We start from the raw sequence: 17,557 nt of genomic DNA on the forward strand, positions 1-17,557 counted from the left end.
GCTTGCGGCGGGTGACGGGGTCGGCCTGGGAGCATCGTGGGGTGAGGCCTGCCGCAGTGCTATTCGACATGGACGGGACGTTGTTCGACAGCGAAAAGCTGTGGGACATCGCCATCAACGAGCTCGCGCTCGGCTACGGGGCCACGGTCCCTGAGGCGACCCGCATGGCGATGGTCGGCACGGCGATGTCCTCATCGATGACGCTGCTGCACGACGGGATCGGGCAGCCGTGGCGCGACCCGTCCGCTAGCTCGGAGTGGATCCACGCCCGCGTGGGGGAGCTGTTCGCCACGTCGCTGGTGTGGCGGCCGGGGGCGCAGGAGCTTTTGCATGAGGTGAAGGCTCACGGAGTACCCACCGCGTTGGTAACAGCGACCGAACGCCGGCTGGTGCAAATCGCGATCCGGACCGCCGGGCACCACAATTTTGATGTTTTGGTTTGTGGCGACGAAGTCGACTACAGCAAGCCGCACCCGGAGCCTTATCTGAAGGCGGCGCGGCTGCTGGGGGTTAAGCCACAAGACTGTGTGGCGATTGAGGATTCGCCGACCGGGGTGGCGAGTGCGGCCGCGGCTGGCGCGCATGTGCTGGCGATTCCGCATCACGTGCCACTAAAAGGTGGACCGAAGATTACTCTCCGGTCCACCTTGGACGGTGTGACGCTAGCCGATCTGGCCGCGCTTCACTCGTAGGCGATCGCGGTCAGCACGTTGGTGCGTGCCGCCTTGATGCCGGGCAGGATGGCCGCCACCACCCCGACCACCGCGCCGACGGCCAGATAGATGCCCATCTGGTTCCACGGCAGCACGATGCTCTTGAGGCCTTCGTCGGCTAGTCCCTTGACGACGACCGCGCCGAGGCCGGCTCCGACCGCGAGGCCGAGGACCGCTCCGAACACGGTGATGACAACGGCTTCCACCGTGATCATCCGCATGGTCGCCGCGCGGCTCAGGCCAATCGCCCGCAGCAGCCCCAGTTCGCGGGTGCGTTCCAGGACCGACAGGGCCAGGGTGTTGATGACACCCAGGACGGCGATCAGAATCGCTAGCCCCAGCAGCAGCTGGATCATCAGGAGGAACTGTGCCGACTCGCTGAACTGCGCGTCGAGGTACTCCTGCTTGTTTTGCACCAGCATTTCCGGGCTGTCCTTGAGCATCGCGTTGAGCGCGTCGCGGACCTGCGTTTCGTTGGCGCCGGAGCCGAGGTCGATGAACGCGATCGCCGGCAGTTGCTGGCGCATCCCTTCGATCGCAGCGGATCCGAACATGGACCCGCCATAGATCTCGCCCCGCTTGTAGATGCCCGCGAGGGTGTACGTCTGGTCGAGACCGTTGGCGTGCTTGACTTCCACCTTGTCGCCGAGTTTGAGATGGTGCTCGGTGGCCGACTGGTCGTCGATGACGAACTCGTTGGCGCCGGGCTGAGCCATCGATCCGGAGACCGTTTCCAACGTGAACATCTTCGCCGTCGCGGGCACATCGGTGACGACATTGATCCAGCTGGGTTCGCCATTGATGATCGCCTGATCGCCGTACTCGGCTGAAACCGCTGCCACGCCAGGGATGTTCTTCATTTGCGGCACGAGGGCCGGCTCGAACGACGGGTTGAACCCGGGACCACCCTGACCGGAAATGATCAGGTCGGCCTTGACCGTCTGGTCCACGGTCCCCTGAAGGCTGCGCTCAGACGACGTGATGATGGTGTTGAGCGCGGTCACCAGCGCGATACCGATCATCAGCGCGGCGGCGGTGATGGCCGTGCGGCGCGGATTGCGGCCCGAGTTGAGCCTTCCGAGCTTGCCGGGAACCGACCACGAGAACAGTCTGCCCAGCACACTCACCGCGGGACGGGCGACAACAGGGCTGAGCAAAGCCACCCCGATGAACGCGGCCAGCACGCCACCGAGCAGAGCCCACACGCTTTCCTTGATGCCGTAGAACATCAGCCCGCCACCGATCGCCAGGAACACCGCCCCGGAGATCGTCAGTTTCGTGAGCGGACGGTCCGGCGTGGCTGATTCCTGAAGCGCCGCAACAGGTGGCACCCGGCTGGCCCGCAGCGCGGGAAGCAGCGCCGCCGTCACCGTGACGAGCAGGCCGGCCGCGAACGCGGCGATAATCGCCATGGGCGGCAACCCGATCCCGGCGAGCTGCAGTTCCGACATGCTGGCCATCACGCTGGCGCCCGCGGCTCCAACGCCATACCCTGCCGCCAGACCGAGCACCGAGGCGATCAGCCCAATCACGACAGCCTCGACGAGCACCGAGCCGACCATCTGTTTGCGGCTGGCACCTAAAGCCCTGGCGAGCGCGAGTTCCTTCGTCCGCTGGGCGATGATGATGCTGAACGTGTTGATAATCAAGAACACCGCGACAAACAGCGACACCAAAGCGAAGCCGATGAGGATGTTGTTGAAGATGCTCAGGATGTCCTTGAAGCTCTTAGCCAATTCGTCGGCCAGTTCCTTGCCCGTGCGCACCTCATAGGTGCCGCCGAGCCGCGACTTGATGGCGTCACGCACCGCTGCTGGGTCGCTGCCGCTGGCCGCGTCAACGGTGATGCTCGTGAACGTGCCGGGCTTGCCGAGCATCAGCTGCTGGGCGACCGGTTCGGTGAACAGCACTTCGGTCACCGGGCCACGGCTAGTCAAACCGCCCTCGTAGCCAAAGATGCCAACAAGTTTGAACGTCTGCTTGGGCTGCATCGTCAGCACCCCAACGTCATCGCCGACCTTCAGCCCGGCCTTGGTGGCCAAAGCGGCGTTGATGACGATTTCGTTGCCGGCGGCCGGAGCGCGGCCTTCGCGAAGCTCACGCCCGCCGATTTCACCGGTCCAGTTGCCGCCAAAGCGCGGTGGCCCAAATGTGGCAACGACTTTGCCGTCCGAGCCGATGACCCGGGCGCCGTCAGCCTGCACGTCACCCGTGGCCTTAGCGACCCCTGCGACACCGGCGATTTTGGTGACGTCGGCGGCGGTCAGTGTCCCCGGAACCGACTCACCCTCCATTTCGGACACATCGATCGTTGGTTTCGCGGTAACCACAACATCTGCGTCAGCCAGCGAACTGGCGAACATATTCTCAAACGAGCGCCCCAGCGCGTCGGTCAGCACGAAGGAGCCCGACACGAACATGACGCCCAGCAGCACCGCAAGCCCGGACAGAATCAGCCGGAGCTTGCGTGCCAGCAAGCTTTTAAGCGTGGCACGCAACATCAGTGATCAGCCCCGATGCGCTTGATCGTGTCCAGCACAGCCTCGGCGGTCGGGTGACGCAGCTCGTCGACGATCTGCCCGTCGGCAAGGAAAATGACGCGGTCAGCATATGACGCGGCGTTAGCATCGTGAGTCACCATAACGATCGTCTGGCCGAAGTCCACAACGGACCGTTGCAGGAACGACAGCACCTCGTTACCAGACTTACTGTCCAGGTTTCCGGTTGGCTCATCAGCGAAGATGACCTCCGGCCGGGCGACAAGCGCACGCGCGCAGGCGACACGCTGCTGCTGACCACCGGACAGCTGCGTCGGCCGGTGCCCGAGCCGGTCCTTGAGACCGACCGTCTGGATAACCGTTTCGTACCAATCCTTGTCCGGCTTACGTCCCGCGATCGCCAGCGGCAGCAGAATGTTCTCCTCAGCCGTCAATGTTGGCAACAGGTTGAACTGCTGGAAAATGAAGCCCACCTTCTCGCGGCGCAGCTTCGTCAGCCCGGCATCGTTAAGCCCCGTAATCTGTGTGTCACCCACATGCACCTGGCCGCGGGTCGCCGAGTCCAGCCCGGCGAGGCAATGCATCAGCGTCGACTTGCCTGACCCGGAAGGTCCCATGATCGCGGTGAACTGCCCGCGCTCAAGTTCCACACTGACGTCGCGCAGCGCGACGACCTGGGCTTCGCCGGAGCCGTACACCTTCCATAGATTGGTGGCGCTGGCCGCGGCCGTGCGCACGCGTGGAGGGGCTCCAATAGTCATGATCAGTCCTTCGCCGTGGGAAAATGGACTGGCCCGACTCAGGCGGGAGCAGGCCAGTAGACAAATCATCAAGCCCACCCGCGCCGAAAACCTCAGACCGGGGGTGGACCAAGCCCCCGCTTTCACACGCGGGCGAACCCTCAGGCCCATCTCAGGGTCGACCCTGATTCCGCCCTCTTGTGGGTGGTCTTGGCCCTGGCCGCGGCGTCATTCTGGCTGGGGCTCAGGCTTTGGTTTATGCCGGTAACTGGCCGGCCGTTCTGGGGCGCGGTCCTCATTTCCGACGCCGCACATGGTTGCCACCGTCCCTCCCGCGAGGACCTCCCTGTCCGCGCTTCCCAGCCCTTTCAAACCCCACCGCCCTCCCCACCGCCCGCCCCGCTTCTTCGTGATCCACATCCGTGGGGACGTGATCAAAAGGCGGTTTGATCACGTCTGGTGGGATGTGGATCTGCGTTTGGGATGTGGATCTCGGCAGGTGCCATGCCGAGGCCGCCGCTGCACCAACGAATGCCGGAGTCGATCACTGAGGATGAACCACATCCCAAAAAGCGTGATCAAACCGCCAATCGATCATCCTTTTCGGGATGTGGATCTCGCATGAAGATCACGCTCGGGGAGGGAACGGTGAAATGAGATGCGGGAGGAGCGACGGGGGCAAGCGGCGAAGGCTGTTGCGGTGGCAGGCCTGTAGCCGCCGGCGAAAAGGGGCGTGGCCGAAGGTGCTACGGCGGCGGGCCGCAAGCGCGGTCGGCGAAGGGCCAATAGCGAAGCGAGCCAAGGGCGAGGGCTGTTGCGACGGCGGGCGAGGGGCCAGAGTCGGGGCCTGAGGCGCTGTGAGCCAAGGGGTTTGGGACCGGGGCCGGGAGCCGCGAGGGGAGCGGGGGAAGGGTGGAGATGGCGGGCCAGGGATGCACGGACAGGAAGGTCCTCGCGGGAGGGACGGTCTAGACCCACGCGGACATCGGAAATGAAGACCGCCACCCCAAACGGCCGGGCACCTGCCGGCATAAACCAAAGCCCGCGCCCAGCTATTCGTAAGAGATGGCCTGCAGCACATTGAGGCGGGCGGCGCGGATGGCTGGTAGGAGCGCGGCGACGAGGCCGGCGATGACGGCGCCGATGAGGGCGGTGATGAGGAAGCCCCACGGGATGGTGAGTTTGAGGAAGTCCCCGCCGAAGATTTTGACCAGGGCGATGCCCAGGCCGGTGCCGACGATGAGGCCGAGGAGGGCGCCGAGGAGCGAGATGAGCACGGATTCGGTGGCGACCATCCAGCCCATTTTGCTGCGGCTCATGCCGACGGCGCGCAGGAGGCCGAGCTCGCGGGTGCGTTCGAAAACAGACAGCAGCAAGGTGTTGATGACGCCGAGGACAGCCACGAGGACAGTGAGGCCCAGCAACACGTTGAGCACGTTGAGAAGCAGGTCGAGAAACGACGTACTCTGCTTGAGCTGTTCCGACGGATCGGTGACGGTGACTTCGGGATTGTCGGCCACGAGTGTTTTCATCTGAGCGCGCACAGCGTCCACTTGCGACGGATCGGCGACTTTGACGTAGCCCTGCTGGGCGACCGGCACGCGGAACCCTTGCGCGTCAGCGAAACTGACCACGGGTGAGCCGACGAGCTGGTTGGGCTGCAGGATGCCGACGACCTTTAGCGGGCTTTCGCCGCCGCGGGCGGTCACCAAAGTGGTGGAGTCACCGGGTTTGAGGCCTGTCTCGGTGGCGAAGGCGTCGTTGAGGATGACTTCGCCAGCGTTGAGGTCGCGAATGTCGCCTGACTTTGCCTTGAGCCCAAACAGGGTCTTGGACGGTTCGACGTCGAGCGCGGAGGCGAAGCCGTCTTTTCCGTTGAGGCGCACCGCGTCTGACTGGATGGCCGTCGCGGAGGTTACGCCCGGGATCGCCTTGACCTGATTGATGATCGCCGGATCGAAGCCGGCGGTGGGGCCGCTCGCGAAGTCGGCCGCTATCACCAGATCGGCGTTGAGGTCGCTGCGGAACAGGTCGGTCACGCCGGCTTTGACCGATGAGGCGAAGACGGCCGCGCCGGTGGCCAGGGTGACGCCAATCATCAGAGCGGCCGCGGTTAGGGCTGTACGCCGTGGGTTGCGGCCGGTGTTGCGCACCCCAAGGCGCCCGGGCATAGCCCAGTCAACGAGTTTGCCGATGGCCCCGGTGATCGGGCGGGTCAGCGCGGGAGCGAGCATGACGGCACCGATGAAGATGAGGAAGCTGCCGAGCCCGAGCGTGATGACGTTGTTGTCGACGGCCTTGGTGCCGCGCAAGATGAGCAGCACGATGCCGACGGCGAGGGTGATGAGCCCGGCGATAGTCATGGTACGCAACGGTTTGTCGGGCCGCGCCGCGTCGCGCATGGCCTCGATCGGGGCGACCCGTGAGGCCCGCAGCGCCGGAATCAGTGCCGCCAGCACGGTAATGAGCGTGCCCACGAGCAGCGTGCCGATGGCGACGGCCGGTTTGAGCACGACACTGCCGGAGGGCAGCCCGCTGGAGGCGAGCAGTTTGGTCATCGCCCAGCCGAGCAGCACGCCGAGTCCTAGCCCGATCAGTGAGGCGACGAGTCCTAAGAGGATGGACTCGAGGAGCACGGAGTTGAGCACCTGATTGCGGCTGGCGCCAAAGGACCGGTACAGGGCTAGCTCACGGGTGCGCTGAGCGATCAGCATCGAGAAGGTGTTGAAGATGAGGAAGGCGCCCGTGATCAGGCCGAGGATGCCGAAGACACTGAGCGCGATTTTGAACACGTTGAGGAAACTCTGGATGCCGCTGGCCTGAGCGTCAGCCGTTTCCTGACCGGTCAGCGTCTTGTACTCGGTGGTGCCAATGGCGGTCTCGACGCGCCGCTTGAGTTCGCCGTCGCTGACACCGGAGGCAGCTTTGATGTCCACGTTGGAGTACATGCCGGGTGTGCCGAGCATGAGTTCCTGTGCCACGGGAAGGGTGAAGAACACGAACGTTTCCCCGCCAAGCGAGTCACGCCCGCCTGCGTAGCCGGCGATGCCGGAAACTTTGAACTTCTGCCTGGGCTGCAACGTGATGACTTCGATAGTGTCGCCGACCTTGAATTCGCCGGTCTTGGCGAGGTTGGCGGTGATGGCGACCTCGTCAGCCGCACGTGGCGGGTTGCCCTCGCGGATCTCCACGGCCGGGTCGCCGTCGACCCAGGCTCCGCCCAGGCGCGGGGCGCCGGTGGTCGCGATGGCTTTGCCGTTCTTGTCGATGACCCGGGCGCCGTCGCTAACCACTTGCGGGGTAACGGTTTGCGCGCCGTCGACGGTTTTGAGTTTGTCCACAATGGACTGTGGAACGAGGGCGGTGACGAGCCCTTCGCCGCCGGCCGGGTTGACGGGAACGTCGCTCTTGCCGGTCACCTGAACGTCGATGTTCTCATTCACGGTCGAAAACAGGTCGGTGAAGCCGCGGGAAATGGTGTCGCCACTGACGAAAGCCGCCGACATGAACGCCGTGCCCAAGACGATGGCTAGTGCGGAAAGGATGAGCCGGAGTTTGTGCGCGAACAGCCCGCGCAGCATCGCCTTAAGCATCGGCGTCCCCACGCCGGTCGAGCTTCTTCATCCGGTCCAGCACCCCGTCGGCGGTGGGGGAGTGCAGCTCGTCGACGATTTCGCCGTCGGCCAGGAACACGACACGGTCGGCATAGGACGCGGCGTTCGGGTCGTGGGTCACCATGACGATCGTCTGGCCGTGATGGCGTACCGAGTCGCGCAGGAAGTTGAGCACATCGTTGCCGGACTTGCTGTCGAGGTTGCCCGTGGGCTCATCGGCGAAGATGACTTCCGGACGGGAGACGAGCGCACGGGCGCAGGCGACGCGCTGTTGCTGTCCGCCGGACAGTTCGGCCGGGCGATGGTGCAGCCGGTCACCGAGGCCGACCGTCTGGATCACTGTGTCGTACCAAGCTTTGTCGGGTGCGCGTCCCGCGATCGCCAGCGGCAGCTTGATGTTTTCTTCGGCGGTCAGCGTGGGCAGCAGGTTGAACTGCTGGAAGATGAAGCCAACTTTGTCGCGCCGCAGTTTCGTGAGCCCGGCGTCGCCGAGGCCGGTGACCTGAGTGTCGCCGATGAACACTTCGCCGGCGTTGACGGTGTCCAGCCCGGCCAGGCAGTGCATGAGGGTGGACTTGCCCGACCCGGAGGGGCCCATGATGGCGGTGTACTTGCCCCGCTCAAAGTCGGCTGACACGCCGCGCAAGGCCTGAACCTGTGCCTCGCCGCTGCCGTAGATCTTCCAAACCGTGACCGCCCGAGCGGCAGGTTGCATCGCCATGGAAGTGATTTTCCCGGAATACGACCTGTTTGAGGTGTATTCCGGGAAAATCAGCGATGGCTACTCGTAGGCGATCGCTTCCAGGACGTCCAGTTTGGCCGCCCGCCACGCCGGGATGATGGCTGCCACGATGCCAAAGAACATCGCCGCCCCGACGTAGGCCGCGAGGTTGCCCCACGGCAGCACGATCTCGGTGAGGAAATCGCCTTCGATCAGTGCCTGGCACAGCAGCACGCCGATGCCGACCCCGGCCGCCAGGCCGAGCAGGGCGCCGAACACGGAGATCAGGATCGATTCGACACCGATCATGCGTACGACTCCGCCGCGGCTGAGCCCGATCGCCCGTACCAGTCCCATTTCGCGGGTCCGCTCGACGATGCTCAGCAGCAACGTGTTGAGGATGCCGAGCACGGCGATGAGCAAAGCCATGCCGAGCAGGATCGTGACCGCCAGAAGCAGGAAGTCGAAGATCTGGTTGAACTGCTTGAGGAATGTCGACATGTCGCCGACGGTCACCCCGGGGTAGCCAGCCATGATCTTCTCGGTCGCCGCCACGGTCGCGGCGACGTCGGTGCCCGGTGCGACGGTGACGAACCCTTGGTAGGCAAGCTTTCCTTCAAAGTCGTCCACGGCAGGCAACCCGAACACGGGCCCCGACACCGAAGGCGTGGCTTTGTAGATGCCCACCAGCTTGTAGTCGCGTTCCGTCGTGCCGACACGAACCTTGACCGAGTCGCCGACCTTCCAGTTCAGGCTCTTGGCGGTGTTGTGGTCAGACACGAATTCACCCGCGCTCAGCGTGCGCAGCGCGCCGCCAACGGTTTCCAGCTTCCACATCTTCTGCGCGGCGGCCACATCGGTGGCCACCACGGGGATCGGCTGACCGGCGATGGAGGATTCGATGGTGAGCCACCACGGCTCGGCACCCGTCACCCCCGGCAGCGCCTCGACTTTGTCCAAAGCGGACGCCTCGAAGCCCGTCTTGCCGTTCGGCGGCGCGTAGTTCGGCCCCACGATCATGATCGCGACGTCGTACTTGCCGATGTCAGCTTGCAGGCTGTGCTTGAACGACGACACCACCGTCGCGGCCGCCCCGATCAGCGTGACGCCAATCATGAGCGCGATCGCGGTGACGGCGGTGCGGCGCGGGTTGCGCAACGAGTTGCGCACGCCGAGCTTGCCCGCCTGCCCCCACGCCACAGCCATTCCCACCACGCGCACCACGGGACGGGCCAGCAGCGGTGAGAGCAGCATCAGGCCGATGAGCGCCAGCACCAGGCCGAATCCCATGACGAAGATGCTGCCGGTGAAACTGGCATAAAGACCAAGAAGCGCAATACCTACTCCTGGTACGGCGAGAGCCGCCCCCGTGATGGAAAGACCCTTGAGCGACTTGTCCGGCCGGGCGATCTCCCGCATAGCCGCGAGCGGGGGAACGAGTGAAGCCTTGATCGCCGGCACGAAGGCTGCGATCAGCGTGACCAGGATGCCGATCACGTAGGCGGTGATGATGGCCGCGGGGGACACGACGACACCGGCACTCTTGATCTCGGCGCCAAGGGCACCGGTCAAAGCGGACTCGCCCCACATCCCCGCACCAATACCGGCCGCGAGGCCCAGCGTGGAGCCCACGACACCAACGATCAGCGCCTCCAGGATCACCGCACCGGTGACCTGGCCCCAGCTGGCACCCATCGCGCGCAGCAGCGCCAGCTCCCGGGAGCGCTGCGCCACAACGATATTGAACGTGTTGTAGATCAGGAAGATGCCGACGAACGCGGCCACGTAGGCGAACGTGTTGAGGATGATTTTGATGAAGTCGAACTGGCCGGCCAGCTGGTTCGACTGTTCCTCGGTCACCTCGTCGCCGGTCTTGGCCTCGAATCCGGACGGCAACGCTGCCGTGATGCGCTTCTTGAGTTCTTCCTGGCTGACGCCGGAGTCGGCGCTGAAGGAGGCGCCGGCGAAGACGTCTTTCTGGCCATAGAACATCTCTTGCGCGTGGCCGAGCTCGAAGATGACCAGCGATTCACCGGCGAGCGAGTCGCGGCCGCCGGAAAATTCCACGATGCCGCTGACGGTGTAAGGCTTTGGCTCGCCGACTTGCGAGACGAAAACCTTGATGATCTCGCCGCGTTTGACGCCGGCCAGCTTGGCGGTGTTCGCCGAAAGGGCTACTTCGCTGGCGGTCTTCGGCCAGGTGCCTTCGCGCAACGAGATCAGGCCGAGCGGGTCGTCGCCTGACGCGCCAACGCCGACGAAGCCCTGAGCGGTGACCTCGTTACCGTCCTTTTTGAACGGCACTACGGCCTCGTCGCTGACGTCGCCGGACGTGCCGTTGACACCGTCCACGTTGGACAGTTGCTGCAGCTGTGCCGCGGTCAGCCGTGGGGTCTCCCCGGTGCTGACCTCCTTGGCCTGCACCTGCACGGCGACGTTCTCGTTCAGCGTCTGGAAAAGGCCGCTGAACCGTTTGTTGAGGGTGTCATTGAGCACCGTGATGGCCGACAGGAAGCCGACCGACAGCACGATGGCCACGATCGCGAGCGTCAGCCGCAGCTTGCGGTGCAGCAGCCCACGCAGACTCGCCTTAATCATTCCGCTGCCGCCTGCACCGACAGGTCGAGGCGCTTGATCCGGTCGAGCACCGCGTCGGCACTCGGATCGGTGAGCTCATCGACGATCTGGCCATCGGCCAGGAACACGACACGGTCGGCATAGGAGGCCGCGTTGGCATCGTGCGTCACCATGACGATCGTCTGGCCGTACTCGGTAACGCTGCGGCGCAAGAAGTTCAGGATGTCCGCGCCGGAGCGGGAGTCCAGGTTGCCCGTGGGCTCGTCGGCGAAGATGACTTCCGGCCGGGCGGCCAGCGCACGGGCACAAGCCACGCGCTGCTGCTGTCCGCCGGACAATTCCGTTGGCCGGTGCTTGAGCCGGTCACTGAGACCGACCGTTTGAATGACCGTCTGGTACCACTCCTGGTCAGGTTTGCGGCCCGCGATCGCCAGCGGCAGCAGGATGTTCTCCTCGGCGGTCAGCGTTGGCAACAGGTTGAACTGCTGGAAGATGAAGCCCACCTTCTCGCGGCGCAGCTTGGTCAGGCCGCTGTCGCCCAGGCCCGTCACCACCGTGTCGCCGATGATCACCTGGCCCCGGGTAACCGAGTCAAGGCCAGCAAGGCAGTGCATCAGCGTCGACTTGCCCGACCCGGACGGTCCCATGATGGCGGTGAATTTGCCCCGCTCAATCTCCAGGCTCACCCCGCGCAGCGCGATGACCTGCGCCTCCCCGGAGCCGTAAACCTTCCACACATCCGCCGCACGGGCGGCGGCGCTAATAGGCGAACTCATGTCACTTAGAGTCGCAGTGCTCTGCCAGCTAACCCTCAGACCGCAGCACGGTCTTGGTCTAGATCCTGTGGGGGAAGGTGTCCTCCCTAAGGAGGAGAAGAGTCTGCCGGGCTAGGCGCTGCCAGGGCGGACGAGCCCGGTTTCGTAAGCCAGGACAACGGCTTGCACCCGGTCACGCAGCCCGAGTTTGGTGAGCATATGCCCGACATGTGTCTTCACTGTCGTTTCACTGACAGTAAGCGCGGCGGCAATCTCCGCATTGGACAGTCCTTTGGCGACCTGAATGAGGACTTCGCGTTCCCGGTCGGTCAGCGATGCCAGCTGATTGGGGAACTCGGCCGCCGGATCGGGCAGCAGCGTGGCGAACCGGTCCAGCAGGCGCTTAAGAATCCTCGGCCCAACAACGGCCTCACCCGCGGCCACCGTGCGGATCGCGGCGACCAGTTCCTCGGCCGGCACGTCCTTGGCCAGGAACCCACTCGCCCCCGCGCGCAGCGCCCCGACGACGTAATCGTCCAAATCGAAAGTCGTGAGAATGAGCACTCGCACGGGCAGTTTCTGCGCCACGATGTCGCGGGTCGCGGTCACCCCGTCGCGGCGCGGCATCCGCACATCCATCAGCACCACGTCGGGCAGCAGGCGGCGGGCCATCTCGACCGCTTCGGCACCGTCGGTGGCCTCACCCACGATGTCGAGATCTGGTTCGGTGCCCAGCACGAGTTTGAACCCGGTGCGCAGTAGCTGCTGATCGTCGGCGAGCAGCACCCTGATCGGCCTCAAGCGACCGCCTCCACTTCTGCCGGAGTGCTTTCTACGGGAATCTTCGCGTATACCCGGAAACCGCCCCCAGGCCGGGGTCCGGTACGCAGCGTTCCGCCATAGACGGCAACACGTTCCCGCATCCCGAGCAGACCGTGCCCCGGGGTGCTCGTGGTCGCCGGGCCGTTGCCGGTGTCGAAGATTTCGATCGTGAACTCGGCGGCCGAGAACCCCATCCGCACCTCGGCCGTGGCCTGCCCGCCGGCGTGCTTGAGCGCGTTGGTCAGGGCCTCCTGCACGATGCGGTAGGCCGTCAGCGAGACACCCGGATCCAGCGGATACGGCTCACCAGAGATGCGCAAATGAGCGGGCAGCCCCGCCTCGCGAACCTGATCGACAAGGGTGCGGATGCCATCCATGCCGGGCTGTGGGGTCAGCTCAGACTCGGTTTCGGCCTCGATGCGCAGCAGGAACAACAGCCGGCGCAATTCGCGCAGCGTCGTGCGGCTCGTCTGCTCGATCGTCGACAGTGCCTGCTCGGCGGCGTCGTAGTCGTGTTTGAGGACGCGTCTTGCCCCGGTCGCCATCACCGAGATGACGCTGACGTGGTGGGCGACGACGTCGTGCAGTTCGCGGGCGATGCGCCGGCGCTCTTCGGCCACGGCCTGCTCGGCGTGTGCCTGCTGGCCCGCCTCGGCCGCGGCGGCCCGGTCCTTAAGCGCTTGGGCCACTTCGCGGCGGGCCCGCACGGTCCGTCCAATGAGGAATATCACCACCGCGGACACACCGTTGATCATTAGCCCGGCGGCCACGGTAATGACCTGCTCGCCGCCGTGAGCATCGAGGTAGCCCCGCTGGTCGGCGATGATGAGCGAAATCAGGGCTGGCACCCACAGCAGCAGCGAGCCGACGACGGCACGTCCCCAGGACTCGTAGGCGGCGAACGTGTAGGCCAGCACCAGCACCGCGTAGCCCAGGCTCGCCCACGAGGTCTCCTCGGCGGCCGAACCCAGCGTCATGATGGCGCACAACACGCCCATCGGCCACAGGTAGATCCGGCGGAACACGACCGGGATCAGGCCCACCGCGGCCAGGAACGCCGCGTACCAGCCGCTGCCCACCCCCCAGCCCGGTGGGGCGATCAGCATCAGCAGATAGACCACGCCCAGAATCGACGCGGCGAGTGCGGCGTCGGCGCGCAGCGGCGTCGACCACCACGCTTGACGCAGCATCGGCTGGAGCCAGGAGGGGACAGGCACCCACGAAGAGTAACTAAGGCGTGCTAACTCACGGTTGCTGCGAGGCGTCCAGGCGCAGCTGCCTGCTGTCGACCGTGGTGACCGTCACCTGTTGCGGGAACGGGGGGATCTGCCCGCCGAACTCGGGACAGCGGGCCTGATGGCTGCACCACGCGCACAGCCGGCTCGGCTTGGGCCGGAAATCCTGGGCTTCCGTCGAGGCCTGGATCGCACGCCACAGTGCCAGCAAAGTCTTCTCAAACCGTTGCAGCTCTTCGGCATCGGGCACGTGCTCACAGATCTCGGCGTCTTTGAGATAGACCAGGCGCAGCACCCGTGGCACGACGCCGCGCGTGCGCATGAGCACCAGGGCGTAGAACTTCATCTGAAACAGGGCCCTGGCTTCGAAGTCGGCCCGTGGCGCACCGCCGGTCTTATAGTCCACTACGCGCAAATCGCCCGTGGGCGAAACGTCAAGGCGGTCAACGTATCCGCGGATGAGCAGCTGATCGTCGATAACGGCCTCGATCAATGTCTCTCGCTCGGCGGGCTCAAGCCGGCGTGGGTCTTCGACGCTGAAATAGCCGTGCAGCAACCCTTTTGCCGACTCGAGAAACGCCGCCAGCTCCGCGTCTTGGCCCGGCTCAAACAATCCGGCGAGCTCGGGCTGCTCGGCCAGAAGCCGCTCCCATTGCGGGGCGACGAGGTCTCCGGCGGCCTGCTCGGTGCGCTCGGCCGCTGAGTTGTCGAACAGCCGCTCCAGCACCGCGTGCACCAGCGTGCCACGGGCTTGCTCGGCCGAGGGCTGCTCGGGAAGGCGGTCGATGGTGCGGAACCGGTAGAGCAGCGGGCACGTTTTGAAGTCAGCCGCCCGCGAAGGGGACAGTGAGGGAAGAACTGCGCTCGCTACCCCAGAAGCCTCGGTCATGGACACAGGCTAGGGCAGAGGTACGACAGCCTGCCCGTAGCATTGTCCCGTATGGAGCGAGTTTCGTGAGCGCCGGCGACGACTACCGGCCCAGCGGCTTTCAGGTCGGGAAAGTGTTCGGGTTCCCTCTGCGGCTCACGGGCTCATGGGTCTTCTTGGCCCTGTTCGTGGTGATCTTCTATGGCAGCAGCCTGGGCAGTTCACTCGGGTTGACCGGTGCGCCGGCGTTTCTGGCCGGTCTGGGGTTCGTGGCCGGACTGCTGCTTTCGGTGCTGTTGCACGAGCTAGGCCACGCCTTCACGGCACGCCGTTTCAACGTGGGAGTACGCGGCATCACGCTGGACCTGCTGGGCGGCTACACCGAGTTCGACCGCGATTCACCCCGCCCCGGCGTGGAACTGGCCACGGCGCTGGCCGGCCCGGCCGTCTCAGCACTGCTGGGGCTGGCCTGCATGGCCGGTGCCGCTGTCCTGCCCGACGGCTCCATCGCTGACAAGATCATGGCCCAGCTGGCGCTGGCAAACATCATCGTGGCGGTTTACAACGCGCTGCCGGGCTGGCCTCTTGATGGCGGCCGGGCGCTGCGGGCGGCGGTGTGGGCCGCCAAAGGTGACCGTGACAGTGGCCTGATGGTCGCGGGCTGGTCTGGGCGGGTCGTCGCCCTGCTGACCGCCGGTGTCGCGGTCTGGCTCTTCCTGGCCGAGCAACGCATTCTCACCCTCGTCATTGGAGTGTGGATCGCGTACAGCATCTGGCGTGGCGCGACCGTGGCGCTGCTGACGGCGCGGGTCCGCGCGCGTTACCCGATGGTCGACCCGTTGCAGCTGGCCCGGCCGATCTTCCCGGTGCCGGCCGGGACGTCGCTGGCCGAGGCGTCGCGCCGGGCCGAGGAGGCTGGCGTTCCGCACGCGGTGCTCGGGGTGACCGGGCCAGACGGAAAGCTGACCGCGCTCGTCAACTCGGTGAGTGCCGCGGCGGTGCCCGATCAGCGCCGCCCGTGGATCACCGTGGAGACAGTGGCGCGCGGCATTGACGGCGTGTCCTCGATTCCATCGACGGCCCGCGGTGCCGACGTGATCAAGCTCCTGCGCGGGGACCCGGATAGGCCTTACCTTGTGATGGCCGGGGATGATGTCGTCGGAGTACTGACCATCATGGACGTCATCCGGGTCCTGGACCCAGAGAAGAACAGGCGGTAGATGTGGCACGGCGAGGGCCATTCGTACCAGGCGACCGGGTGCAGCTGACGGACCCCAAGGGCCGCATGCACACCATCGTGCTGGAGCCCGGCAAGGCCTACCACACCCACCGGGGTGCGTTAGCCCACGACGACTTGATCGGCCTGCCCGACGGCAGCGTCATCCAGTCGGCCGGCAATACGTCCTATTTGGCCTTACGCCCGCTGCTGGCCGACTATGTGCTGTCCATGCCCCGTGGTGCGCAGGTCATCTATCCCAAGGACGCGGCCCAGATCGTGGCCATGGGCGATGTGTTCCCGGGCGCGCGGGTGCTTGAGGCGGGTGCCGGGTCCGGCGCGCTGACCTGTTCACTGCTGCGCGCGGTCGGTGACGGCGGTCAGGTGTGGTCATATGAGCTGCGCGAAGACTTCGCCGCGATCGCCCGCAAGAACGTGGAAGCCTGGTTTGGCGGACCGCACCCGGCCTGGAACCTTAAGGTCGGTGATGTGGCGGATTGTGCCGAGACCGGGTTTGACCGGATCATCCTCGACCTGCTGACGCCCTATGCCGTGCTTGACATGGTCGAGCGGGCGCTGCTGCCCGGCGGGGTGTTCATCGGCTATGTCGCGACCACGACGCAGCTGTCCGATCTCGTTGAGGCACTGCGCGAACGAGGCGGGTTCACCGAACCCTTGGCGTGGGAGTCGCTCGTGCGCGACTGGCATGCCGACGGGCTGGCGGTCCGCCCGGATCACCGCATGATCGCGCATACGGCCTTTCTCGTCCGGTCCCGCAAGCTCGCCCCTGGCGTCACCGCTCCGCCGCGGCGCCGCAAGCCGAGCAAGGGACAGGAGGCGTATCAGCAGCGCAAGGCCGCAGCCGCGAAGGTCAGCGAGGACGAAGAATGATCTCCAGCGTTTTCCCGGACTGGTCGCCGTACCCGGATCTGGAGTCGGCGGCGCGGGCCTATTTGCGTGACCCGGAAGTCGCGCTCGATGTGCTCAACGGTGTCCTCAATGGAACCCAGGTGCTGGGGTTCACATTGGAGCGATTCGTCAATGAGCACAATGGAGTGTGGCAAGAGGTCGTCGTGTGTGACGGGTCGCGGCTGATGCTTTGGCATGGCGAGGACGTATCACCCAACGAGGGCCCGGCTGGGGCGATGATTTCGTCGCTGCGCGTCGTGCCGCTCTCGGCCGTCATCGAGGTGGGGTGCCGCCGCCGGCTGATGCGTGGCCCGAGCGGACAGTTGCGCGTTGACAGCGTCGACGTCTACCTGCTGCTGAATTCCCTCGATGAGGCCACGGGCGGGCATCCGCTGGAAGAGGCCCGCGTGTCGGTGCGCCAAGACGCGCTGCGGTTCGGCAAAACGCTCGAAGATGGCGGCCCAGGGCAGATTGGCCGCCTTGAGGAGTTTGCCCGGCTTGTCGCTTCGCTCGCTGGGCGCCCGCTGCTTTAGACCTGCGCGGCGATCTCGTCGCGAACCTGATCGCGCTCTTCTTCGCTGAGCTGGTGCCCGTCGCGGTGCACGTGAATGCACTCGCCGGGACATTCTTTTGCCGCGTCGATGATTTCCAGTCGCAGGTGCGCCGGCACGTTCACCTGTGCACCAGCTGCGAGCTGCAGTTCTCCGGACTCATCCTTGACGTAGGCCAGGCCGTCGACGTCGAATTCAAAGACTTCCGGGGCGTACTGAACGCACAGCCCGTCCCCGGTGCACAGATCCTGGTCCACCCGTACGCGAAACTCGGTCACAGCAACGACAGTACAACCAGGCGGATGTGGCCATGTTGATGCGTTACCTAATGGCCAAGA

The 17,557-nt window shown here is 65.4% G+C and carries 14 protein-coding genes; 4 read left to right on the plus strand and 10 right to left on the minus strand.

From position 1 onward, the window contains the following. Positions 1-56 precede the first annotated feature (56 nt). Entirely contained in the window at positions 57-692 is a 636-nt protein-coding gene (locus A3E1_RS40785; protein WP_020522133.1) for an HAD family hydrolase, read from the plus strand. Here A3E1_RS40785 and A3E1_RS0117710 read toward each other — a convergent pair. The 9 genes from A3E1_RS0117710 to A3E1_RS0117750 all read right to left on the minus strand — a co-directional run bounded on the left by A3E1_RS0117710 (position 683) and on the right by A3E1_RS0117750 (position 14,564). After that, positions 683-3,214: an ABC transporter permease gene (locus A3E1_RS0117710; protein WP_020522134.1), complete on the minus strand. Its 2,532-nt coding sequence runs from the start codon at positions 3,212-3,214 to the stop codon at positions 683-685. The two genes, A3E1_RS40785 and A3E1_RS0117710, sit on opposite strands and share 10 nt — an antisense overlap. Continuing rightward, positions 3,214-3,972 carry an ABC transporter ATP-binding protein gene (locus tag A3E1_RS0117715; protein WP_040391099.1) on the minus strand — a complete coding sequence of 253 codons (759 nt, stop codon included), beginning with the start codon at positions 3,970-3,972 and terminating at the stop codon, positions 3,214-3,216. The genes A3E1_RS0117710 and A3E1_RS0117715 overlap by 1 nt, the downstream gene beginning before the upstream one ends. Positions 3,973-5,003: 1,031 nt before the next feature. Next, positions 5,004-7,556, minus strand: a complete 2,553-nt coding sequence (locus A3E1_RS0117720; RefSeq protein ID WP_020522136.1) for an ABC transporter permease — start codon at positions 7,554-7,556, stop codon at positions 5,004-5,006. Then, a complete protein-coding gene (locus A3E1_RS0117725) occupies positions 7,537-8,286 on the minus strand; it encodes an ABC transporter ATP-binding protein (protein ID WP_020522137.1) in 750 nt (249 codons plus the stop codon). Before A3E1_RS0117725 ends, A3E1_RS0117720 begins: the two co-directional genes overlap by 20 nt. Positions 8,287-8,346: 60 nt before the next feature. Next, positions 8,347-10,884, minus strand: coding sequence for an ABC transporter permease (locus A3E1_RS0117730; RefSeq protein WP_020522138.1), 2,538 nt, complete (start codon positions 10,882-10,884; stop codon positions 8,347-8,349). Next, entirely contained in the window at positions 10,881-11,639 is a 759-nt protein-coding gene (locus A3E1_RS0117735) for an ABC transporter ATP-binding protein (RefSeq protein ID WP_040391101.1), read from the minus strand. Before A3E1_RS0117735 ends, A3E1_RS0117730 begins: the two co-directional genes overlap by 4 nt. 111 nt (positions 11,640-11,750) lie before the next feature. Next, positions 11,751-12,419, minus strand: coding sequence for a response regulator (locus tag A3E1_RS0117740; RefSeq protein ID WP_026208544.1), 669 nt, complete (start codon positions 12,417-12,419; stop codon positions 11,751-11,753). Beyond that, positions 12,416-13,657, minus strand: a complete 1,242-nt coding sequence (locus A3E1_RS40790; RefSeq protein WP_245571247.1) for a sensor histidine kinase — start codon at positions 13,655-13,657, stop codon at positions 12,416-12,418. The genes A3E1_RS0117740 and A3E1_RS40790 overlap by 4 nt, the downstream gene beginning before the upstream one ends. Positions 13,658-13,685: 28 nt before the next feature. Next, on the minus strand, positions 13,686-14,564 hold the full coding sequence (locus A3E1_RS0117750; protein ID WP_020522142.1) for a RecB family exonuclease: 879 nt from the start codon (positions 14,562-14,564) through the stop codon (positions 13,686-13,688). A 65-nt stretch (positions 14,565-14,629) separates the two neighbouring features. Between A3E1_RS0117750 and A3E1_RS0117755 the strand changes: the two genes are divergently transcribed. The 3 genes from A3E1_RS0117755 to A3E1_RS0117765 are packed head-to-tail and all read left to right on the plus strand — an operon-like array spanning position 14,630 to position 17,201. Further along, entirely contained in the window at positions 14,630-15,763 is a 1,134-nt protein-coding gene (locus A3E1_RS0117755) for a site-2 protease family protein (protein WP_020522143.1), read from the plus strand. A 2-nt stretch (positions 15,764-15,765) separates the two neighbouring features. Next, on the plus strand, positions 15,766-16,650 hold the full coding sequence (locus A3E1_RS40795; RefSeq protein ID WP_051105059.1) for a tRNA (adenine-N1)-methyltransferase: 885 nt from the start codon (positions 15,766-15,768) through the stop codon (positions 16,648-16,650). Further along, on the plus strand, positions 16,647-17,201 hold the full coding sequence (locus tag A3E1_RS0117765; protein ID WP_020522145.1) for a hypothetical protein: 555 nt from the start codon (positions 16,647-16,649) through the stop codon (positions 17,199-17,201). Before A3E1_RS40795 ends, A3E1_RS0117765 begins: the two co-directional genes overlap by 4 nt. On the opposite strand, the gene A3E1_RS0117770 is transcribed toward A3E1_RS0117765, so the two are convergent. Then, the gene (locus tag A3E1_RS0117770; protein WP_026208545.1) at positions 17,198-17,497 is read right to left on the minus strand and encodes a ferredoxin; all 300 of its coding nucleotides are present in this window, start codon (positions 17,495-17,497) and stop codon (positions 17,198-17,200) included. The two genes, A3E1_RS0117765 and A3E1_RS0117770, sit on opposite strands and share 4 nt — an antisense overlap. Between the last annotated feature and the right edge of the window lie 60 nt (positions 17,498-17,557).

It is taken from the genome of Catelliglobosispora koreensis DSM 44566 (assembly GCF_000379685.1).
Taxonomy (GTDB): domain Bacteria; phylum Actinomycetota; class Actinomycetes; order Mycobacteriales; family Micromonosporaceae; genus Catelliglobosispora; species Catelliglobosispora koreensis.

Coding starts and splice junctions, on each gene's coding strand:
- A3E1_RS0117710 (WP_020522134.1), bottom strand. CDS start 3,214: ATGTTGCGTGCCACGCTTAAAAGCTTGCTGGCACGCAAGCTCCGGCTG.
- A3E1_RS0117715 (WP_040391099.1), bottom strand. CDS start 3,972: ATGACTATTGGAGCCCCTCCACGCGTGCGCACGGCCGCGGCCAGCGCC.
- A3E1_RS0117725 (WP_020522137.1), bottom strand. CDS start 8,286: ATGGCGATGCAACCTGCCGCTCGGGCGGTCACGGTTTGGAAGATCTAC.
- A3E1_RS0117730 (WP_020522138.1), bottom strand. CDS start 10,884: ATGATTAAGGCGAGTCTGCGTGGGCTGCTGCACCGCAAGCTGCGGCTG.
- A3E1_RS0117735 (WP_040391101.1), bottom strand. CDS start 11,639: ATGAGTTCGCCTATTAGCGCCGCCGCCCGTGCGGCGGATGTGTGGAAG.
- A3E1_RS0117750 (WP_020522142.1), bottom strand. CDS start 14,564: ATGACCGAGGCTTCTGGGGTAGCGAGCGCAGTTCTTCCCTCACTGTCC.
- A3E1_RS0117765 (WP_020522145.1), top strand. CDS start 16,647: ATGATCTCCAGCGTTTTCCCGGACTGGTCGCCGTACCCGGATCTGGAG.